Annotated in this window: 17 protein-coding genes; 12 read left to right on the forward strand and 5 right to left on the reverse strand. The window is 28.6% G+C overall.

Annotation, left to right across the window (positions count from 1 at the left end):
* The first annotated feature begins 446 nt into the window (after positions 1-446).
* From BUA48_RS08355 to BUA48_RS08375, 5 genes are all read left to right on the forward strand, one after another.
* Positions 447-1,094, forward strand: coding sequence for a DUF1836 domain-containing protein (locus BUA48_RS08355; RefSeq protein WP_072831605.1), 648 nt, complete (start codon positions 447-449; stop codon positions 1,092-1,094).
* Positions 1,095-1,921: 827 nt separating this feature from the next.
* On the forward strand, positions 1,922-2,869 hold the full coding sequence (gene arcC, locus BUA48_RS08360; protein ID WP_072831606.1) for a carbamate kinase: 948 nt from the start codon (positions 1,922-1,924) through the stop codon (positions 2,867-2,869).
* Between the two features lie 46 nt (positions 2,870-2,915).
* Positions 2,916-4,127 (forward strand): arginine deiminase, encoded by a 1,212-nt coding sequence (arcA, locus tag BUA48_RS08365; RefSeq protein ID WP_072831607.1) that lies wholly within the window; start codon positions 2,916-2,918, stop codon positions 4,125-4,127.
* A 294-nt stretch (positions 4,128-4,421) separates the two neighbouring features.
* The gene (gene argF / locus BUA48_RS08370; RefSeq protein ID WP_072831608.1) at positions 4,422-5,420 is read left to right on the forward strand and encodes an ornithine carbamoyltransferase; all 999 of its coding nucleotides are present in this window, start codon (positions 4,422-4,424) and stop codon (positions 5,418-5,420) included.
* 597 nt (positions 5,421-6,017) lie between these two features.
* Positions 6,018-6,593 (forward strand): hypothetical protein, encoded by a 576-nt coding sequence (locus BUA48_RS08375; protein WP_072831609.1) that lies wholly within the window; start codon positions 6,018-6,020, stop codon positions 6,591-6,593.
* A 47-nt stretch (positions 6,594-6,640) separates the two neighbouring features.
* Here BUA48_RS08375 and BUA48_RS08380 read toward each other — a convergent pair whose 3' ends face one another.
* Complete coding sequence (locus BUA48_RS08380) at positions 6,641-6,961, reverse strand: alpha-helical endospore appendage domain-containing protein (RefSeq protein WP_072831610.1); 321 nt, start codon at positions 6,959-6,961, stop codon at positions 6,641-6,643.
* Between the two features lie 157 nt (positions 6,962-7,118).
* Here BUA48_RS08380 and BUA48_RS15780 point away from each other — a divergent pair, with 157 nt between their 5' ends.
* Positions 7,119-8,456: an alpha-helical endospore appendage domain-containing protein gene (locus BUA48_RS15780; RefSeq protein WP_242944323.1), complete on the forward strand. Its 1,338-nt coding sequence runs from the start codon at positions 7,119-7,121 to the stop codon at positions 8,454-8,456.
* Between the two features lie 45 nt (positions 8,457-8,501).
* On the opposite strand, the gene BUA48_RS08390 is transcribed toward BUA48_RS15780, so the two are convergent.
* The gene (locus tag BUA48_RS08390; RefSeq protein WP_072831611.1) at positions 8,502-8,723 is read right to left on the reverse strand and encodes a hypothetical protein; all 222 of its coding nucleotides are present in this window, start codon (positions 8,721-8,723) and stop codon (positions 8,502-8,504) included.
* A gap of 17 nt (positions 8,724-8,740) precedes the next feature.
* Positions 8,741-8,896, reverse strand: coding sequence for a hypothetical protein (locus BUA48_RS15565; RefSeq protein ID WP_178138963.1), 156 nt, complete (start codon positions 8,894-8,896; stop codon positions 8,741-8,743).
* 343 nt (positions 8,897-9,239) lie between these two features.
* Here BUA48_RS15565 and BUA48_RS08395 point away from each other — a divergent pair, with 343 nt between their 5' ends.
* The 3 genes from BUA48_RS08395 to BUA48_RS15280 all read left to right on the forward strand — a co-directional run bounded on the left by BUA48_RS08395 (position 9,240) and on the right by BUA48_RS15280 (position 13,805).
* Positions 9,240-9,941, forward strand: coding sequence for a response regulator transcription factor (locus tag BUA48_RS08395; protein WP_072831612.1), 702 nt, complete (start codon positions 9,240-9,242; stop codon positions 9,939-9,941).
* Positions 9,916-12,348: a HAMP domain-containing sensor histidine kinase gene (locus tag BUA48_RS08400; protein ID WP_072831613.1), complete on the forward strand. Its 2,433-nt coding sequence runs from the start codon at positions 9,916-9,918 to the stop codon at positions 12,346-12,348. The genes BUA48_RS08395 and BUA48_RS08400 overlap by 26 nt, the downstream gene beginning before the upstream one ends.
* A 287-nt stretch (positions 12,349-12,635) precedes the next feature.
* Entirely contained in the window at positions 12,636-13,805 is a 1,170-nt protein-coding gene (locus tag BUA48_RS15280; protein ID WP_084666183.1) for an amidase domain-containing protein, read from the forward strand.
* Between the two features lie 81 nt (positions 13,806-13,886).
* Here the strand turns inward: BUA48_RS15280 and BUA48_RS08410 are convergent, their stop codons facing one another.
* Together BUA48_RS08410 and BUA48_RS08415 are read right to left on the reverse strand one after the other, a co-directional pair.
* Positions 13,887-15,188 carry a helix-turn-helix transcriptional regulator gene (locus BUA48_RS08410; protein ID WP_072831614.1) on the reverse strand — a complete coding sequence of 434 codons (1,302 nt, stop codon included), beginning with the start codon at positions 15,186-15,188 and terminating at the stop codon, positions 13,887-13,889.
* Between the two features lie 377 nt (positions 15,189-15,565).
* Positions 15,566-16,666 carry a M24 family metallopeptidase gene (locus BUA48_RS08415; protein ID WP_072831615.1) on the reverse strand — a complete coding sequence of 367 codons (1,101 nt, stop codon included), beginning with the start codon at positions 16,664-16,666 and terminating at the stop codon, positions 15,566-15,568.
* Between the two features lie 243 nt (positions 16,667-16,909).
* Between BUA48_RS08415 and BUA48_RS08420 the strand changes: the two genes are divergently transcribed.
* The 3 genes from BUA48_RS08420 to BUA48_RS08430 all read left to right on the forward strand — a co-directional run bounded on the left by BUA48_RS08420 (position 16,910) and on the right by BUA48_RS08430 (position 20,281).
* Positions 16,910-17,512, forward strand: coding sequence for a hypothetical protein (locus tag BUA48_RS08420; protein WP_072831616.1), 603 nt, complete (start codon positions 16,910-16,912; stop codon positions 17,510-17,512).
* A 292-nt stretch (positions 17,513-17,804) separates the two neighbouring features.
* A complete protein-coding gene (locus BUA48_RS08425; protein WP_242944324.1) occupies positions 17,805-19,091 on the forward strand; it encodes an ABC transporter substrate-binding protein in 1,287 nt (428 codons plus the stop codon).
* A 320-nt stretch (positions 19,092-19,411) separates the two neighbouring features.
* Positions 19,412-20,281, forward strand: a complete 870-nt coding sequence (locus tag BUA48_RS08430; protein ID WP_072831618.1) for a carbohydrate ABC transporter permease — start codon at positions 19,412-19,414, stop codon at positions 20,279-20,281.
* Positions 20,282-20,317 lie beyond the last annotated feature (36 nt).

Consider the following 20,317-nt stretch of genomic DNA (forward strand, 5'->3'; position numbering starts at 1 on the left):
TAGGATTAAATAAGTTAATCATATAATAGCTATTGATGGTTTAAGATTGAAGATGATGTTCAAAGAAAAAATGAAGAGATCTTGTTATTACCATCAAATATAGGGATTGGGACAGGGACTAAAAGTTTAGTAATTTGTAGTGATAACAATATTTATAAAATATAAATAAAACTAAATTAAAAAGAAAAGTCGTAGATTACAGAGTCAGGTTTAAAAAAATATGAATTAAATAAAGAAAGGAGGAGTTACAAGAAAACTAGTAATATTAAAAAGTTAAAAACTATTATTAAAGGTAAGTCATAGACTGGTGTTAGTCGGAGATTTACGCCTTTTGAGTGTAAGGAGCTTGTAGGTAGAGTTAGAGATAATTCTAAGGCATACATTATAGAAGGAATACAAGTTAAGAGTTTATAACTTTATATAAGTTTTCAGTAACGGTGATAAAAATGAAAAATGATTATTTCTCTATTGAAAATATAAATGAATTAGCTAAAGAAATGACAATAAATAATATAATACCATATGAAGAATTACCGCAATATGATTTGTTTCTATCACAAGTTATAGATTATTTAAATGACCATTTTGAAAATGAGAAGTATACAAATAATATAGTTCAAAATTACATAAAGAGTCAGGTAATATCTAAACCAGAGGATGGAAAGAAGAGGGGATATACAAAGATTCATTTAGCACAACTTGCTTTATTAAGTTATATGAGACCTATATTAACTACAGAAGAGATAAAAAAGGTATTTACTTTAGCATTTAATGAAATCAATGATAGAACAGATGATGTAATTTCATGGGAGAAGGCTTATGCAACTTTTTGTGATATACAAACAGAGTGTTCTAATGATTTTTTAAAAAATGCATATTTTGATGAAGAGAAAATTCAGAACATTATAAAAGAGTGTAGTTTAGAGGAAAAAGACGAAGAACGAATAAAGGTATTCTTAATTGTTATGACCTTAATTGCACAAGCAAGTGTTATTAAAAAACTTGCACAAACTATTGTTGAATCATATGAAAAATATGATAAACACAATAGTATGACTGAAGATCCTAAATCAGAAGATAGTGCAGATGAATAGAAAATTTCATTATTAGAAATATAGAATATTAAATAGAACTTATATATTGAAATATATAGTAGATAGTAAAATGTATTAATAAAAATAGAGCTGTTTAAAAGAGATTAATAGAAACTGAAATTCATATGAATTTCAGTTTTTTTCATATTTATTAATTTATGCAAAAAATAATGTATTAAATCATATGTAAAAAAATGGTGTTTAAGTGTGCAACATTTTAAATTTGAGAATAAAAATATCTTTATTTATAAGTATATAGAGAAAAAATAACTAAAAAAAATAAGATAAATTGTTTTTATATGTGAAAATAAACTATAAAAAGTTACTTTAGGGAGTTGAAAGGTAAGTATAAATTTTTAAGAGCTTATCTAATATTGAATCTAATAAAATGAAAATCAAATCTATCAATATCCAATAAAATGTAAAAATGTATTATGTTTAATAAAATGGTTTAAAAGTTTATTCTTCGGGCTTTATGGAAAGAATCAAGAAAAAGTTTTCTGTAAGAAATGTAGGAAAATTATAGAGAAAAAAGCTGCAAAACAAAAAATATTTTATTCATGTATTTTTATAAATATACTTTTTAATCATATTTTTCATTGAGAGTTTTCATGTAGAAAAATAGAATTACATAGTAAAAAAGCTCATACAATGTCTTAAAAAGTAGAAAAATGTAACTATGCTTTAGATATTTGTGAAAAAAATAAAGGAATAAAATTTCACAATAGAAATATATATGCAATTTGGATACTATGGATATTATTGACATAAAAAAGTATTATATATAGTATAAGCTTACATAGAAATTTATTGTGGAGGAGTAGTAGATGAAAATAGTTTTGGCTCTTGGAGGAAATGCGTTACAATCTAACCCTAAAGATAAAAGTGCTGAGGCACAATTAAAAACATGTAAAGAAACAGCTAAATCAATCGTTGATTTACTGCAAGATGGTCATAGTATTTCAATAGTTCATGGAAATGGACCACAGGTTGGTCAGATTTTACAAAGCATAGAAACAGCTCACAAAGCTAACGAGGCAAACAACTTATTACCTTTTGATGTTTGTGGGGCTTTCTCACAAGGATATATAGGTTATCATTTACAAAATGCAATTAAAGAAGAACTTAGTCATAGGGGTATTGAAAAGAATGTTGGTACTGTTATAACTCAAGTAGTTGTAGATAAGGATGATAACGGATTTAAAAATCCAACTAAACCAATAGGATCTTTTTATAGCAAAGAAGAGTCAGAAAATCTTACTAAGAATGAAGGCTATATCATGAAGGAAGATGCAGGTAGAGGATATAGAAGAGTAGTTGCATCACCTAAGCCAGTAGATATAGTTGAAAAGGATTTAATAAAGAAGTTAGTTGAAGATGATTATATTGTTATCTCATGTGGTGGCGGTGGAATACCTGTTGTTGATGAGAATGGAGATAAGATCGGTGTAGAAGCTGTAATAGACAAGGATTTTGCAGCAGAAAAGCTTGCAGAAGTTTTAGAGGCTGATGCATTATTAATTTTAACTGCAATAGATAGAGTTTGTATTAATTTTAATAAACCGGATCAAAAAGAATTAGATGTAATAAATCTTGAAGAGTTAAATAAATATATAGAGGAAGGTCATTTCATGCCAGGAAGTATGCTACCTAAGGTAGAGGCATGTAAGAAGTTTGTATTGAGTGGGGAAAATAAAATGTCCATTATAGCTTCTTTGGACAAGGCAAGGGAAGCCTTAAAGGGATGTAGTGGAACAAAAATTATTAAAGGTTAACAAAGAAATTTTAACTTAAGCTTAATTAGGTTAGGGGGAGGTTGTTATGGGGAATAAAGAGAGAATACATGTTTATTCTGAAATAGGCAAACTTAAGAAAGTTATGCTTCACAGACCAGGTAAGGAAATTGAAAATCTTGTGCCAGATTATTTGGAAAGACTTTTATTTGATGATATACCTTACTTAGAAGTGGCAAGAAGAGAACATGATTATTTCGCAGAGGTTTTAAGAAGTAATGGTGCAGAGGTTTTATATTTAGAAAGCCTTGTTGCAACAGCAATTACTGAGGGGAATTTAAAAGAGGCATTTGTTGCAGAAATGATTTCCGAAGTAGATATTGAAAGTGAAGGTATTAAAAGAGAGCTAAGTAGATACTTGCTTGATATGCCAGATAAGGAAATGGTAGATAAGATTATGGCTGGGGTAAGAAAAAGTGAAATCGGTGTAAAGGAAGATTACAATGATTATCCATTTATCATTGATCCAATGCCTAACTTATATTTTACAAGAGATCCTTTTGCATGTATTGGTAGTGGAGTTACTTTAAACTCAATGAAAACTAAGACTAGAAGAAGGGAAACTATATTTGGAAAATATATATTCAGTCATCATCCAAGTTATAAGGATTCAGGTGTTGGCCTTTGGTACGACAGAACTGAACCATATAGCATAGAAGGTGGAGATGAACTTGTATTATCCAAAGAAGTATTAGCTATAGGATTTAGCCAAAGAACAGATAAAGAAGCTATTTTAAAAGTAGCTGAAAATATCTTTAAACAAAATGTTGGATTTAAAACTGTACTAATATTTGAAATTCCTAAAACTAGAGCATTTATGCATTTAGACACTGTATTTACAATGATAGATCATGATAAATTCACAGTTCATCCAGGTATAGAAGCTACTTTAAGAGTTACAGCTGTTAGCTATGACCTTGCTAAGGAAGAGTTGGTTTTAAAGGAGGAAATAGGAACTTTAGAGCAAATTCTTTCAAAATATCTAGATAGACATATAAGTTTAATTAGATGTGGTGGTGGAGATAAGATTATATCTCAAAGAGAACAATGGAACGATGGATCTAATACTTTGGCTATAGCACCAGGAAGAGTTATAACTTATGAAAGAAACTATGTTACTAATGAAATATTAGACAAGCATAATGTTTCTGTAATAACTATTCCATCTAGTGAATTATCTAGAGGTCGTGGAGGCCCAAGATGTATGTCTATGCCTTTTATTAGAGAAGACTTGGATTAATAATAGCCTACTGAATAATATAGCTTATTTAAGAATGAAAATTATTATAGATACTAATTTAAAAAATTATATGTGGTTAAATTTAACTTAGATAAATTATTTTAGTATCTATAATATTCAATTTAGAAGATTAGATATATATTCTAATAAACAAGCTCCATTGTATTTAGGGGCAACATTCATTATAGAATAAATGCAACTATTATTAGGAATGCAGAGTATTAATTAGAATTTATATATAGATTATAAAAATGCTTATAAAAAATTTGATATATAACTAAGGGGGACTACTAAATGTTCAATTTAAGAAATAGAAACTTTCTTACTTTAATGGATTTTTCACCTAAGGAAATAAACTACTTTTTAGACCTTGCAAGAGATTTAAAAAGAGCTAAGTACACTGGTACAGAGCAACAAAGATTAAAAGGCAAGAACATAGTTTTATTATTTGAAAAGGATTCTACTAGAACAAGATGTGCTTTTGAAGTAGCAGCACTTGATCAAGGAGCTCATGTAACATATTTAGGACCAACAGGAAGCCAAATGGGTAAAAAAGAGTCTATTGCAGATACAGCTAGAGTATTAGGTAGAATGTATGATGGTATAGAATACAGAGGATATGGACAAGAAGTTGTTGAAGAATTAGCAAAATTTGCAGGTGTACCTGTATGGAATGGTCTTACAAATGAAGATCACCCAACTCAAATATTAGCTGATTTCTTAACTATAAGAGAGCACTTCAACAAACCATTAAATGAAATAAAATTTGTATATGCAGGCGATGGAAGAAATAACATGGCTAATGCTCTTATGATAGGTGCTTGTAAAATGGGTATGGACTTTAGAATAATATCTCCAGAAAGCTTATTCCCAGAAACAGAGTTAGTAAACAAGTGTAAAGAAGTTGCAGCATCTACAGGTGCTAAAATCACCATCACTTCTAATATAGAAGAGGGTGTAAAAGATGCAGATGTTATATACACAGATGTATGGGTATCAATGGGAGAAGCTGATGAAGTTTGGAAACAAAGAATTGAGCTTTTAAAACCATTCCAAGTTAATAAAGCTATGATGGATTTAACAGGAAATCCAGAAGTTAAGTTCATGCACTGCTTACCAGCATTCCATGACTTAAAAACTAAGGTTGGAAAAGAAATATTTGAAAAATTCGGTTTAGATTCTATGGAAGTAAGTGACGAAGTATTTGAAAGTGAAGCTTCTATTGTTTTCGACGAAGCTGAAAACAGAATGCACACTATCAAAGCTGTTATGGTAGCTACTTTAGGTCAATAGATTAAAGTATATTAAGATGATAATCATTGGGTATATCAATGGTTATCATCTTTATTTTTGTTTTTTTATATTAAAACTATATTGTATAAGGTTTAATTAATATTTTAGAGTTTTATTAAGAGGCATTTTTACTATATAAGTAGGTTTAAATCTAAGTATATTGAAGGTTCTTTATCATGAGACAGTTTTTGAAAAGCTATTATGAAAATGTAAGAGAATTATATACATAAAAGGCTAACTGTCTTTGATTTAGTTCTTAGGTAGCTAGATGTTATGAAAGAACACATATTACACATTTATTTGAAAAGAATCTTTTAGAAAACTTTTTGTTTGAAGGAATCTTGTAGAAAATTTTAATTTATATGATTTATAGATAAATTACTATAATTAAAGGTATTTCAATAGTTTTCAATTAGCTAGGCTTAGTAATTTAAAAAATAAGACAAATTTCAATGTAAATAAATTTCAAATTAAGTATTAAAAATTAAAATAAATTGAAAGAATATTTAATGTATTGAAAAAATATAGAAAATTTGATAGAATTTAATAGGCTATATAAATAATTGGGGAAATGAATTAATAATGGGGGAAAATTTTATGAAAAGCAAAAAAATAGTAAGCTTACTTTTAACTTCAGTTGTTGCTACAAGTATCTTATTTACAGGGTGTAGCGATAAACCTGCAGAAAAAAGTAATGAAAAAAAGACTGAACAAGGTAGTGCAGAAAAGAAGAAAGAAGAACCAGTAAAGAAACAAGAAGAGGTTAAGGCTAACTTAAATGAAAAGTTAACAGAGGATGGGAAGTTTGAAATCACTGTAGAGAGCACAGAATTTGCACCTAAGTTAACAATTAACGAAGTGGAACATAAGGCAAAGGCTAAAGGTAAAACGTTATTACATGTAGTTTCTAATGTTAAAAATTTAGGTGAGAAAAATACTGTGGATAAAGTAGTTACTATTAATGGAAGATATGATAGCAAATATGAGGCTATGGGAACTCCTGTTATAGAAGGAAGAGAAAAGGGAGATTTACAATTAGACAAAGATGCTCAAGATAAAGTTCATTATTTAATAGAAGTAGATGAAGAAATAGCTACTGATGCAACTCCAATGGAGTTAATGATAAGTAGTGGAAAAGATTCTAAGATATTAACTATTTCAGTTTCAAAATAAAAATAACTAGGGCTACCAATGGTAATTGGTAGCCCTTATATATTCAACTAATTTGTTGTATTAGTTGTTGATCCAGGATCAGGTGTAATAGATGGTTTACTATTTATTTCGTTCTTGAATATTTCAAGTTTTGATTGAAGAACTAATTCAAGCTTTGATATTGCATTAACTGTACATTCTACAGATTTATTTACATCAAGTAAATCTTTAGTTGTTACACCTTCTATAACTAGAGCAGCTTGAATCTTTTCACCTTCAGCATTGATAATGTGAGAAAGACCTGTTTGTTCTAGTGCTATAGATTCAATTAAATCAGTGATAGCTTGTTCTTGAGTTGTATTACTTGCTTTAATTACTGGCATTGACATATTAAATATACCTCCTAAGGTTTTTACACTATTACCATATGTACTAAAATCTAAATGCGTTACCATAAAATACAATATAAATATAAAAGAAATAATAACCAAAATTATCCTTTTGCATATAATGGTATAGAATATGTGTATTTTAGGAGGGAGTTTTGTGTTATCAGAATCGTTAAATAAAACACCAATTCAATCTCATGAAGCTTTAGCATATTGTAGCATAATCCAATTAGGTGATTGGAGTTATGCAACTAAGCTAAGCGATTCTTATATATATAAGTTAGATAAAGAGGGCGAGACAAAGGAAAGAATACTTACAGATAAACCATACTCTAAGATTTGTTATGACAGCTATGAAGATTGTATTTGGGCAATTACATTAGATGAACAACAAAGCATATATAAATTAAATTTGGAGTTTAAAGAAATATATGAAATAAATTTGGCGATTAACTACCCCATAAGGAATATATCACATGACTATTATAGTAATAAGTTATATATAACTACAGACCAGAAGATTTTCATGCTTAATAAGGATGGAAGCATTGATAATAGTATAACATCTAAGAGGAAGATAGAAAAATTCTTAGATGTTTTTAAAGTTGGAAGTTATATATACATTGCATTAACAAGCAATAATAAGACAAGTATAGTTAAGTTAGATAATTCAAGAAAGAGCATCGAACAAGTAGATATGAAAGATGATTTAGTCCTAGAGAAGATTATGATATGGAAAGAAGAGGATGAGTATAAAGTTTCATATCTAGGAAGAAGCAATGACAATGAAAATAAAATTGTTTTTATCGATGAACTTCAAATTGAGGAGAGTAAAAACAGAAAAGGAATTAACCTTAAAGACTTTACTCAATATGAACGAGAACTATTTAAAGGCTTTTTCCAGGAATATTCAACAAGTAACAACTATGGAGGAGTAGATATGTCAGGAATAGATATTTGTGATAGAAATTATTTTTCAGACCCTTGCGATAACAACAATAATTATGATGATGGTAGAGGCTATGACCCTTGTCGCGAGTATCATTATTGCCCTGACTGGTGTAATGAGGATGATCCATGTAAAAAACAAGGCATGGACCCATGTGACAACCCGTGCAATGATCCATGCAACAGAAACTGTAACGACCCATGCGACGATCCATGTGACAATCCTTGCAATAATCCATGCCATGATCATTGCCATGACCATTGTCACAATCATTGTCCAGGAGGAAGCGGTATATCAAAATGTCAGAGCATTACAGATATAATAGAGTCTATAGCTTTAATTGAAACAGGACTAGCACATATAATAAATGCTGAAGGTGAAAAGATTCAAAAGGTTATTGCTACTACGGATGATGTAAATCTTATAAATAAGACTAATGAGACTGTTACAAAATTAATTACAAAGGTTACATTTTTAGAGCAAGTACTTCTAGAAAAGTTAGAGTGTGCATTAAAAGTTGATTGTGATAAAAAGAAAAGTAAATAAGAGTGAAAAACTATGAAATTAGTAATACTAATTTCATAGTTTTTTTTATTTAATTCTTTGATTTAAAAAGCAATAATGTTTAAAGTTTTGTTTTCTAGGAGTAATTTTTCCATCAGCTTCTTCAGTTTTATTAGAAAAAGAAAATTCTTCTCCAAACTCAGCATCTGTTTTAGAACTTATATCTTTTACTGTGTCTTTGGAATAAGTATCTCCATGGCACATCCTAAAGAAGTCTATAGGACCAACATATTGATTATATTTATTCATAGCTTAGATCTCCTCAATTAATTGATATGAGGACTCTGACATCCTTCTCTTTTAACAGAATGTTTTTTTGCAGTTCTATTATGGTTTTTACCTTCTTCACTTGTGATTGGAGTTTGGTAATTGCATTTTCTCATTCTAACTTCTTTGTTATCTGGTTGACTATCCTTTGACATAATATAAAACCTCCCTTTATTTTTAAAATAATAGATTTAAATTAGGTACTTATACACAAACTAATATAAAGAGAAAATTATTAAGTATATAAAAATAAGTTTGGTTTTTCATACTTAATATAAATATTAGAATGGTATATGGCACTTTAATTCATATATATAGTTTCCCTATTAATAAGTAGGTTATTAGTAGTAAATTTTTCATTAAGCTTTTAAGAAAATCTTAATAATTATATGATAAGGTTTGTAATATTTACGTACTATTATAAGCTTATAGAATTATTAATAAGGGGTTGGTATAATTAAAGGTAGAGAAGTGAAGTAATTAAGGGGGTATTTAAGCATGAGTGAACAAAAGGTTTTAGTTGTAGATGACGAAAGAGAAATCGTTGATGCTATTGAAATATATTTAAGAAATGAAGGTGTGAAGGTCTATAAGGCATATGATGGTATAGAATGTATGGATGTCTTAATGAACGAGGATATTCAACTTATTATTATGGATATAATGATGCCTAAAATGGATGGACTAAGAGCAACTTTAAAAATTAGAGAAGAAAAGAATATACCTATAATACTACTTTCAGCCAAGTCTGAAGATACAGATAAGATACTTGGACTTAATATGGGAGCGGATGATTATATAACCAAACCATTTAATCCTCTAGAGTTAATTGCTAGGGTTAGATCTCAATTAAGAAGATATATGGATTTTGGAAATTATAGTGATGTTCAAGAACAAGAAGAAATTAAGTGTGGTGGACTAGTTTTAAATAAAGTAACTAAGCAAATATCTGTAGATGGACAGAATATAAAGGTTACACCAAAGGAATATAAAATTTTAGAATTGCTTATGGATAATCCGGGGAGAGTTTTTTCTATTGATCAAATATATGAGACTGTTTGGAATGAACCAAGCTATAGTGCAGAAAATACTGTTGCAGTTCATATAAGAAGAATTAGAGAAAAAATAGAGATAAATCCAAAGGAGCCGAAGTACTTAAAGGTGGTGTGGGGAATTGGATATAAAATCGAAAAAGCTTAAAAACAAGGATAAAAAAGAAATAATAAACAATGTGGAGCAAACAGAGGAAGAAAACAAAAGGTATATAAGTAATGAAGTCTATAAGGATGGAGCAAACACGGTATTAGGCAATAAGATAAGCATCAAAAGACTGAGCTTACTTATGATAATATTTATATGTGTTGCATATATAATATCTTCTATAGGAGGAATTTTAAATCATCCATATCTACTAAAAAAAGATGGCTTCTATTTATCAGAGGAATTTCAATACTCTATAAATGATATTTTTAGGCAAATAGGTGCACAAACAGATTATTATAAAAGTGAAGATTATATAAAAAATGGTATTAGTAATACTGACTTAAATAGAGCAATAGATGAAGACAATAGAAATATTATACAAGAACAAAAAGATTTAATAAATAGATTACAATCTGAATTAGATTATAATAAAAAGTCATCATCAAACTATGAGGATAAAACTTCAACTTCTACTACTGAGAACTTTGATGAAAAGTTAGAGGTTCCTCAGGATGTAGCAACCTTAAATGATAGGTTGACAAGAGAAAAGGAATACTTAAATGAATTGCTTTCTAACCAAAGAGAGAGGGTAAAGGAGAGCCTAGTAAGCAATAAGATTAATGGATATAATGCCACTAAAAGAAAATTAGAGAGAGACTATGCGAACATGAGTTATTTAGCTATAAATGAGAAAGAAAATATAGTTAATACTAATGTTGAAGTGGATCAAAATGATAAGGAAGCTACATTCAGAGCTATAAAGGGCTTATTTATAAAGTATTCTGAGGGTGGATTTCTACAGGTTTTTATGAATGGAGAAGATCATACTAATAAAAAGTTAGGAGAACAAATAAGAAGTCAATTTTATAGTGCAAGCAACGAGTTTGATTTTTATAACAATCTTATATATGTTTCCATACCAGATAACTTACAGAAGACAGATGTTTTATCTATAAATTATAGAAACTTTCTTACTAGTTATAAAAATGTAATGATTCAATTAGGCATATTAGTTGCAGTTATTATTTTACTGGGGTTAAGTTATAGAAGCTTAAGAAAAACAAAGATAAGTAAACTCGAAGAGATTTATATAAATAAATTAGATTCAATTTATTTAGAGTTAAGAGTGGGTATTGTATTAATAATATATATAATATCTAAAAGTGCAGGATATAATTACAACTATAGGTATTATGCCAATGGCTCTGTAGGATATTCATATGGACTAAGTATGATTTCTATTTTATGGTCAACGGGAGTATGTACTATTGCAGTAGCAGCAGGATACTTGGTGCTTAAGTCAATTATGAGGAATAAAACTATGAAATCTTTAAAAGAGAGAAGTTTAGTATTTAAGCTATATGATAGTTTTAATGAAGCATATAAAAGTAGCAGTAATAGAAAAAAGGCAATGACTACCTTTACAATATTAACAGGAATTGAAGCCTTAGGATTATTTTTAATATGTGGAGTATTTAGTGGTGATGGACTTCCTATATTCGTAGTAACATTAATGTGTGTTATATTCTTAAATTTAATTACCTTCTTAATTATCAATAAGAGGTTAGCTTACCTAGGAACAATTGTAGAAAGCACTAAGAATGCAATTAATGGAAACCTAAATTTTGATATTCCTATAAGAGGAAGAGATTCATTAAGTGATTTAGCATATAACATCAATAATATGAGAGCAGGACTTAAAAAATCTATTAGAAATGAAATGAAAAGTGAGCAAACTAAGGCTGAATTAATAACTAATGTATCTCATGATTTAAAGACACCTTTAACTTCAATAATAAACTATGTAGATTTATTAAAGAAAGAAGAAATATCACCAGAGGTTGCAAAGGATTATGTTGAGATATTAGATAGAAAGTCTCAAAGACTTAAGGTTTTAATAGAGGATTTGTTTGAAGTATCTAAGGCAGCCAGTGGGACAATTGAGTTGAATATAGAAAAAGTAGATGTCAACTCACTTTTAAGACAAAGCTTGGCTGAAATGAATGATAAAATAGAATTAACTAATTTGGATTTTAGATGTAATATACCTAGTGAAAAGATTTATGTTTTAGCCGATGGAAAAAGAATGTGGAGAATATTTGAGAACTTAATATCTAATATAATAAAATATTCTTTAGGCGGAACTAGAGTATATGTAGATGTTAGAGAAGAGAATGGAAAAGCAGAAATTCAATTCAAAAACATATCTGCTTATGAACTAAATTTTGATGCTAGTGAATTAACAGAAAGATTTAAAAGAGGTGACGAGTCTAGACATACAGAAGGTTCGGGGTTAGGGCTTGCTATTGCAAGTAGTTTAACAAGCCTACAAGGCGGAACCTTTGATATAGAAATAGACGGAGATTTATTTAAAGTTACAGTAGCTTTTGACATAACACAGTAAACAGATAAATATAATATAAAGATATGACGTAATCTGATAGATTACGATTCATACCCTAAAATCCTTACACCTAAGAGCGTAAAAACTCTTAGGATTTTTTTTGTTTTTTAATTAGTATATGAACTCTAATAAACTTTCTTTAATCTAGTAAATTGTATATAAAATAAGTTTGTTTATGGAAATAAGCTTAGCATTTACAAAATAAAAATCTCTATAATATCTTAAATAGATGGTTAATATATTTTTAGGAGAAAACCTTAAGAAAGGGATAAAGGAGTTGTATACAAATGAAAAAGTTTATAGTGGTTTTATGCTCTATTTGCATGATCTTAAGTATTAACTGTAATGTTTTTGGAGAAGAAAGCTTAGAAAAAGAAAAGATACAAAGGCTTTTGAATGAATATTTCACAGAAAAATATGAGGCGCTAACTAAACTAGAGACTGTGGATTATTCTAAATACTATCATGAAGATTTAGGAGAAGAATCTAGAAAATTAAATGAAAATATTACGGATTTAGTTACGGAATACAGAAAAGATGCTAAGGAGAAAACAGCTTTAGAAAGCTATAGTTTTGAAATTATTATTGACAATATAGAAAAAGATGAAAATGAATATGATGTTAAAATAAGTGAAAAGTTTAAGTATAAATATAAAATAGCTAAGGAAGAAACAGAAGGAATAACAGAACATGAATTTAAACTTATTAAAGAAGAAAGTGGAAATTTCAAGATAAAGGAACATGACAATAAGGATAGATTTATAGAAAATATAAAATCAAAACTTCAAAATAGTAAGGATTACAGAGAAACAGAGGAAGAAGTTAAACAAAGTATTCTTGATGAAGCTAGAGAAAAAAGAGAAAAACTAAAAAAGGAAATGAAGGATGTAAAGGAAGAGGAGAAAAAAACAAGCTCAACTGAAGATGATAGAAGTGACTTTGTACCTTATAATAGGGCAGAGGCTATAAAATATGCTAAGACATGGGCTATGAGTAGAAATAAAAGATTTAATAACTTTGAAGGTACAGGTGGAGATTGTACTAACTTTACTTCTCAATGTATAAATGCAGGTGGTATTATCATGGATTTAGAGAATCCTCATATATGGAAGTATTTTTCCTCAGATTGGAATGATTCTGCATCAAGAAATGGAAGGTCTGCTTCTTGGACTTCAGTAATGAATTTCAGAAATTATGTAATAAAAAATACTGAAGGAATTGGATTGAGAGCTAATCTTACAGCGGATTTATCAGGATTAGATAAGGGAGACATAGTACAAATAGAAAATGAACATGGAGTAGTTATAGTTGATGTTATTTATGATGATGAGAAGGTACCTATGGATTTTTTAATAGCCTGTCATAGTAGTGACAGGTTAAATGAAAGTTTAATTTTAGAATGGCCTAATTATGCCTTTGATAAGGTTGGAATAAAAATCAAGGGTTCTTATAGATAATTGATTTCTAAAGCACATAAGCAAAGCTACTACAGAATAGGAACTTGTCCTAAAAATATTGTAGTAGCTTTTAACATGATATCAAGTTAAAAAGTATATAATGGATTTTAAATTATCCATATCGTCTATTGTTAAATAGTACTTTATAAGTTTAAGAACTAAATCATTATGCTTAGGTAGTATTTCTAAGGAAATAAGTTCTAAGACCATATTCTTAGAAAAGTTTAATTTTTCAATATTAGTATCATGTATATACAAATCTATTAAAGCTTCAACAGCTTTATATAATACGGAGGAAGCTTTTTCTTGTTTACTTACATCAATGGTTTTAAGCAAGTATTCCTCATAAGAAGCCGTATCTTCTAAGATTTTAAATCCATAGCTAACTTGAAGTAATGACCAGGGGTTGTACTTAGTTGATACATAAGTTAATAATTTAATAGTGTAATTCATATATAATTTTATATTTTTAACGTCATTAAGTGAGTTATAAACATTTAAAAGATTAGAATATGATAGTAGTAATAAATCCATATCCTCTGAATCTTTCTTATTTATTTTAGAAATTACATCCTTATAAATAACTATAGCTTCAGTATAATATTTTTTTTGAACTAAACAATTGGCTTTTAACATTTTAAGTTTAATTAAATTTTTAATATCAAGGTCTAATGAGTTTTCCTCAATATAATTTAGTTCCTTCAAGGCCTTATCAGCTACATTTAAATTTCTATAGACAAGAGCTGAATTAAAAATTATATTGTATTTTTCCTTAGGGGACAACACATCTTCGTATATAAGTGCCAAATCGTTAAACTCTAATGCTTCTGATATTTTACCTAAATCTATACAACAATTTGATAATTTTACTAGTAAGTTGGAGACCACTGCCTTATTATCTCCTCTAGAACTATTCTCGAAAGCTCTTATGTAGAAAGTATAGCTTTTTTCAAATTGTCTCTTAGAATGAAAAATATCACCTAAAATCTCATATATTATTAGTTTCTTTTCATATAAGTTCGAATTAACTAAAAAAACTTGAATTTCACGAACTAACTTATCTAAGGCATCACTTTCTATGTCATTATTGCACTTTAGGTAGTTAATATATTCATTAGCTTTTTTTTCTTCCTGTTCATCAATATCTTCTAATAAATATGATGTAGTTAAATGAAAATTAATATTGTTATCCTTACAAAGTTGATTAATATTTTTAGTAATAATTTCAGCTACTTTAGGAGTAAGGGATGCCTTACCATTTTCTATGGCACTGATTAAGTTTCTAGTAACTTCGGTACCAACAATATCACTTTGATTTAATTTAAAATCTTTCCTAATTTGTTTGATTTTTTCGCCTGGTGATAACATAGCTTTCATTGTCATGGATATTAATTAACACCTCACTTTGTTATTTAGTTCTTTAACAAATTATAACATAATATGAGACATTTTATCGAGTAAAATTATTAAAATATTAAGAAAATTAGAAAGATTTAATATTGAACTTTAATATATTATAAAAAGTTATAAAAAAATATTAGCAAAATAAACTCTGCTAATATTTTTTGCTTTTAAATTATCTGCCTTTAAAATAGTAAAACTTAAGTTAACATTTAAACCTTAATATCTAAGGATAATATTAACTTAAGTCTACTTAATTCAATATAATCAACTTATAATTAATTATGATTTTATAGATATTTAGAATAGTAATATAAGTACATATAATATACTAAATATCAAAATACTATGGTAATTAATTAAACAATAACTATATCTCTTGTGAATTTATTTAAGATTTCAGGGTTGCCATTTTTGTCGATAACAACGATATCTTCAATTCTTAATCCAAATTCACCTGGAATATAAATACCTGGTTCAATACTGAAAGCCATACCTGGTTCTAAAATTTGAGTGTTTCCTTCTTTAATGTATGGTGCTTCGTGAACACTGTAACCAATACCATGACCAGTTCTGTTTAAGAAGTGCTCTCCGTGACCAGACTCTTTAATTATATCTCTAGCTACTTTATCAACGCTTTCACAAGTAACACCAGCTTTAGCGTAGTTTTCAGCTTCCCAGTGAGATTTTTTAACTATTTCATAAACTTCTTTTTCTTTATCAGTGATTCCACCTACAAAGAAAGTTCTTGAAGTATCTGAACAGTAGTTTTTATATCTACATCCTAAATCTAGGATTATAATATCCTTTTCTTCAATAACTCTGCAATCATCGCTATAGTGAGGTTTAGATGAGTTAGGTCCAGAAGCTATAATTGGCTCGAAAGAAACTCCTTCAGCACCCATTTCAGCGAATTTGCTTTTTATTCTATCTTTTATATCTTTTTCAGTTAAACCTGGTTTAATGAAGTGACGTAAATCTTCCATAATATCATCAGCCATTTTAGCTGCTATTCTCATTTTTTCTATATCTTCTTCAGATTTACAAACTCTAAATTCTTCTAAAAGACTGTGAGCGTTAAAGAATTTACCGTCGAATTCTTCAGCTACATCAAGCATGTTGATAGCTCTTACAGCACAGTTAACCCCGATATTTTTTCCAGATAAACCAAAGTCTTTTAAACCTTGAGTTACAGCTCCAACGAAGCCAGCTCCATCACTCCAGATGTAGTATTTAGTATCTTCGCCTAAGCAATGAAGAATTTCTTCATAGTTAAGTTCTGGAGTAACGTAGAAGTATCTTCCATCTTGTAATAAGAATAAAGCTTGGAATCTTTCATCTGCAGCAGGTGAAAAATCAATTAAATATTGTAAATCTTGAGATGGTGCAATAATAACTGCATCTAAGTTATTCTTTTTCATTAAAGCATATAGGTTTTCTATATAGTTAGCCTTTAACATTTTTTATATCCCCCTTGTAAATAAGTAGTAACTTCTATATAAATAGTGTTATACTTTTTAGATGTTTAATTCACTGTCATATACATTTTTAAATATATGAACCTAAAGAAATTGTAGTACAAAAGTTTAGAAAAATCTATAGATTTCAAAATAATAAATAATCTAAAGCACAATAAAATATAATTTGATTTGTGATATAATAAATATATTTAGAAAAATAAAGGGAAATGGGGAGGTAAAGAAATGGAACAAATTAATGAATTAATCAAGGACGGATATGTTAAGTTATTAGGAGAAAGTCTACAAGAAGCTTGCAATAATTGGTTAGAAGCATGGAAAATTTTAAAGGAAAAAGCTATAGCTGATGAGGTAAAGGATATAGAATACTTTGATGAAAATTTCAAGGGTTATGAAAAGTTATCAGCATGGTGTCAAGATTTAGAAATGGAGCTTGAAAATGCAGCGGTAGAAAATTCAGAGTTCTGGAATAAAAGAATAAACTATTGCAAAGAGTTTATGGAAACTTTACCTGAAACTGATGAATTTACTATTATGAATATGAAATTAGCAATTGGGGAATCTCTTTTTGAATCAGGAAAAGTTGAAGAAGCAGATAAGATATTTATGGATGCATCTAAGGAATATGAAGACTCTGTATGGCCAAACTTAAAATGGGCAGATTGCTACTGGTTATCTAATATAATAGCAACTAAAAGAGAACTTTTAGATTTAGATAAGGCAGAAAAACTTTATAAAGAAGCCTTAGGAAGAGATGAACAAGATCAATTTATAATAGAAGGCAGATTAGAGGAATTACAAGAAACAAAAGAAGAATTAAATCAATAAGATATATAAGTTTTGATTAATATTCTATGTTTCTAATAATAGGTACATTTATTTTATAATGAATGAAACCTCTAAAACAATGAAGATTCTTTATTAAAATATATATTTAAAGATAGAATTAAGTGAGAGAAAGGTTTTTATTTAGACTATGAATTATTCAAAGTCTAAGTAGAAGCCTTTTTTATATTATAAAAATTTAAATTACATAAATGAATTCATAAAGACTAATACTATAAATGTTAAATAAATTGGAATTTTCAATTAAAATAATTTGAATAAAGGAGGAATTATGATGAAATTTTTAAAAAGAGCTCTAACTTTAATCTTAGCAATTGCTATGGCTACAATGATTTTTGCAGGCTGTGGAACAGATAAAAGCGAAGGATCTAAATCAGAAGGAACTAAAGAAAAGTTAGTTGTATGGTTACCACCAATAGGGGATAACGATGCCGAGGTTTGGAAACCTATAATGGATAGATTTGCATCAGAAAATAATTGTGATGTTCAGTTAGAAATAATACCTTGGGATAACTACGCAGAAAAATATGCAACAGCTATAAGTGCAGGTAAAGGTCCAGATGTAGGTTATATGTATGCTGAGATGTTCCCTCAATTTATAGAAATGAAAGCAATTGAGGATTTAGGTTCATACTTAAAACCAGAGGATTATGAAAACTATACTTATATCAATGACGGCAAAATGATGGGTGGACTTTATGGATTACCTATAGAGGCAGCTAACCCAGCAGTTTTATATTACAACAAAGATATATTAGCTAAATTAGGTGAAGAAGCTCCTAAAACATGGGAGGACTTCAGAAGAATTGCTAAAAAAGCTACTCAAGATACAAATGGTGATGGAAAGATAGATCAATGGGGCTTTGCTCAAGGTTGGGGAAGTAAAGTATTTGGTGACTTAAACTGGAACTGGTATGGCTTCTTATGGCAAGCTGGAGGAGAATTATTCAGCGAGGATTTAAAGAGTGTCAAATTTAATGATGAGCATGGTCAAAAGGCAGCTCAATTTTTACATGACTTAAATTTAGTTGATAAGGTAGTACCAGAAGATTCACTATCTAAGAAAAATATAGAAATGATAGAGTCAACTTTTGGACCAGGTAAAGCAGCCTTTGCTATACACTTATCTTCAACAGCAGCAAATATGTTTGATAAATCTTTCCCAGATTTAAATTATGGATTTGTAACAGCTTTAAAGGATGAAGATCAAAAGACCTTTGCATCTGTTGATCAATTAACATTAATGGCTGGTGCTAAAAATAAAGATTTAGCATTTAAATTAATGCAGTTTATGTTAAATAAAGAATCAATGACTGAATTCCATAAATCTAATCCAAGAGCTCCTATAACTAAGGATGAGCCATATCAAGGAGATCCTCAGTTTGAAGAAATGGTAGCTAAGGATAAAGATGTTTATAGACCATTAGTTGTTGCTCCACATGGGGTTGAAATCTATGAATACTTATGGAAACAACTTCAAAGAATGATTCAAAAGGAAGCAACACCAAAAGAAGCTTTAGATGAAGCTGCTAGATATGCAAACGAACTTTTACAAAAATAAAAGTTAGTATATAATTTCTAATTAATAGTTATTCTATAAAAAGCCTTATATTTTAATGAAATGAAGGCTGATTATTAGAATATGTGTAATAAAAAGCTTTATAAAGCAGAAAGCTTAAAGCAATAATAAATATAAAATTAGTATAAGTAATTTCATATTTTAAATTTATGATATACAGATAAAACAACCTTTTTATTGCCATATATTAAGAGGTCCTTTTATAAAAATAATTGTAGCTTTTTATAATCATAAGTATGTATTAAAAGTTCAATTTAATATAAAGGGGCTTCTTTTAAATTGAATAAAAATAGGAGTGTAATATGGTAGGTTTTAAAAATTATAATAATAAGTTTAAGGCATACTTATATGTGTTACCTTTAGGAATTCTACTTATTAGCTTTTATGTAGTTCCTATTATAATGTCTATGTACTTTAGTTTTACAAAATACAATATTATGGCACCAGCATCCTTCATTGGTTTAAAAAATTACGAAATGATTTTAAAGGATAAAACTTTAAAGACAGCTATATGGAATACATTGAAGTTTGCTATTTTTGTTGTACCCATTCAAACAATTTTATCCTTAGTAATAGCTAACTGGGTAACAAGTTGGAAGGAAAATAAGGCTGCTAAATTCGTAAAGGCAGTAATCTTTATTCCTGTAATATCCTCAATGGTTTTAATAGGAATAGTGTGGAGAATATTACTTAATGGCGAAACCTCATTAATCAATCAAATTATAGGCTTAGTAGGTATTCCAGCACAGAACTTCCTAGGTAATAAAAACTTAGCATTACCAACATTGATGGCAATCTACATATGGAAGAATACAGGATACTTTGTAGTAATTTATATATCTGCTCTTATGGACATACCTAAAACTTACTATGAAGCTTCACAGGTAGATGGAGCAAGTAGACTTGAACAATTTAAAAAAATAACTCTTCCTATATTAAAGCCAACCACTGTTATGGTTGTTTTTTTAGGAATTATATGGTCTCTACAGGTATTTGACCTTGTATATACCTTAACAGGTGGAGGACCAGGAATGGCAACAATGACAGTAGTTATGCACGCATACAATTTAAATTTTAAACAATTTAATTCAGGATATGCCATGGCAGTTGCTAATGTATTATTTTTTATAATTGCCTTATTATCAATAATTCAAAAGAAGTTAATAAAGTAAATATGCAATTTTAAGCCTTAATAAATACATATAAAT

This window comes from Clostridium collagenovorans DSM 3089 (assembly GCF_900130005.1).
GTDB lineage: Bacteria > Bacillota > Clostridia > Clostridiales > Clostridiaceae > Clostridium_D > Clostridium_D collagenovorans.

Excerpts from the sequence above, each read along its gene's own strand:
- BUA48_RS08355 (WP_072831605.1), top strand. The coding sequence starts at position 447 with ATGAAAAATGATTATTTCTCTATTGAAAATATAAATGAATTAGCTAAA.
- arcC (WP_072831606.1), top strand. The coding sequence starts at position 1,922 with ATGAAAATAGTTTTGGCTCTTGGAGGAAATGCGTTACAATCTAACCCT.
- arcA (WP_072831607.1), top strand. The coding sequence starts at position 2,916 with ATGGGGAATAAAGAGAGAATACATGTTTATTCTGAAATAGGCAAACTT.
- argF (WP_072831608.1), top strand. The coding sequence starts at position 4,422 with ATGTTCAATTTAAGAAATAGAAACTTTCTTACTTTAATGGATTTTTCA.
- BUA48_RS08375 (WP_072831609.1), top strand. The coding sequence starts at position 6,018 with ATGAAAAGCAAAAAAATAGTAAGCTTACTTTTAACTTCAGTTGTTGCT.
- BUA48_RS08380 (WP_072831610.1), bottom strand. The coding sequence starts at position 6,961 with ATGTCAATGCCAGTAATTAAAGCAAGTAATACAACTCAAGAACAAGCT.
- BUA48_RS08390 (WP_072831611.1), bottom strand. The coding sequence starts at position 8,723 with ATGAATAAATATAATCAATATGTTGGTCCTATAGACTTCTTTAGGATG.
- BUA48_RS15565 (WP_178138963.1), bottom strand. The coding sequence starts at position 8,896 with ATGTCAAAGGATAGTCAACCAGATAACAAAGAAGTTAGAATGAGAAAA.
- BUA48_RS08395 (WP_072831612.1), top strand. The coding sequence starts at position 9,240 with ATGAGTGAACAAAAGGTTTTAGTTGTAGATGACGAAAGAGAAATCGTT.
- BUA48_RS15280 (WP_084666183.1), top strand. The coding sequence starts at position 12,636 with ATGAAAAAGTTTATAGTGGTTTTATGCTCTATTTGCATGATCTTAAGT.
- BUA48_RS08410 (WP_072831614.1), bottom strand. The coding sequence starts at position 15,188 with ATGACAATGAAAGCTATGTTATCACCAGGCGAAAAAATCAAACAAATT.
- BUA48_RS08415 (WP_072831615.1), bottom strand. The coding sequence starts at position 16,666 with ATGTTAAAGGCTAACTATATAGAAAACCTATATGCTTTAATGAAAAAG.
- BUA48_RS08420 (WP_072831616.1), top strand. The coding sequence starts at position 16,910 with ATGGAACAAATTAATGAATTAATCAAGGACGGATATGTTAAGTTATTA.
- BUA48_RS08425 (WP_242944324.1), top strand. The coding sequence starts at position 17,805 with ATGAAATTTTTAAAAAGAGCTCTAACTTTAATCTTAGCAATTGCTATG.
- BUA48_RS08430 (WP_072831618.1), top strand. The coding sequence starts at position 19,412 with ATGGTAGGTTTTAAAAATTATAATAATAAGTTTAAGGCATACTTATAT.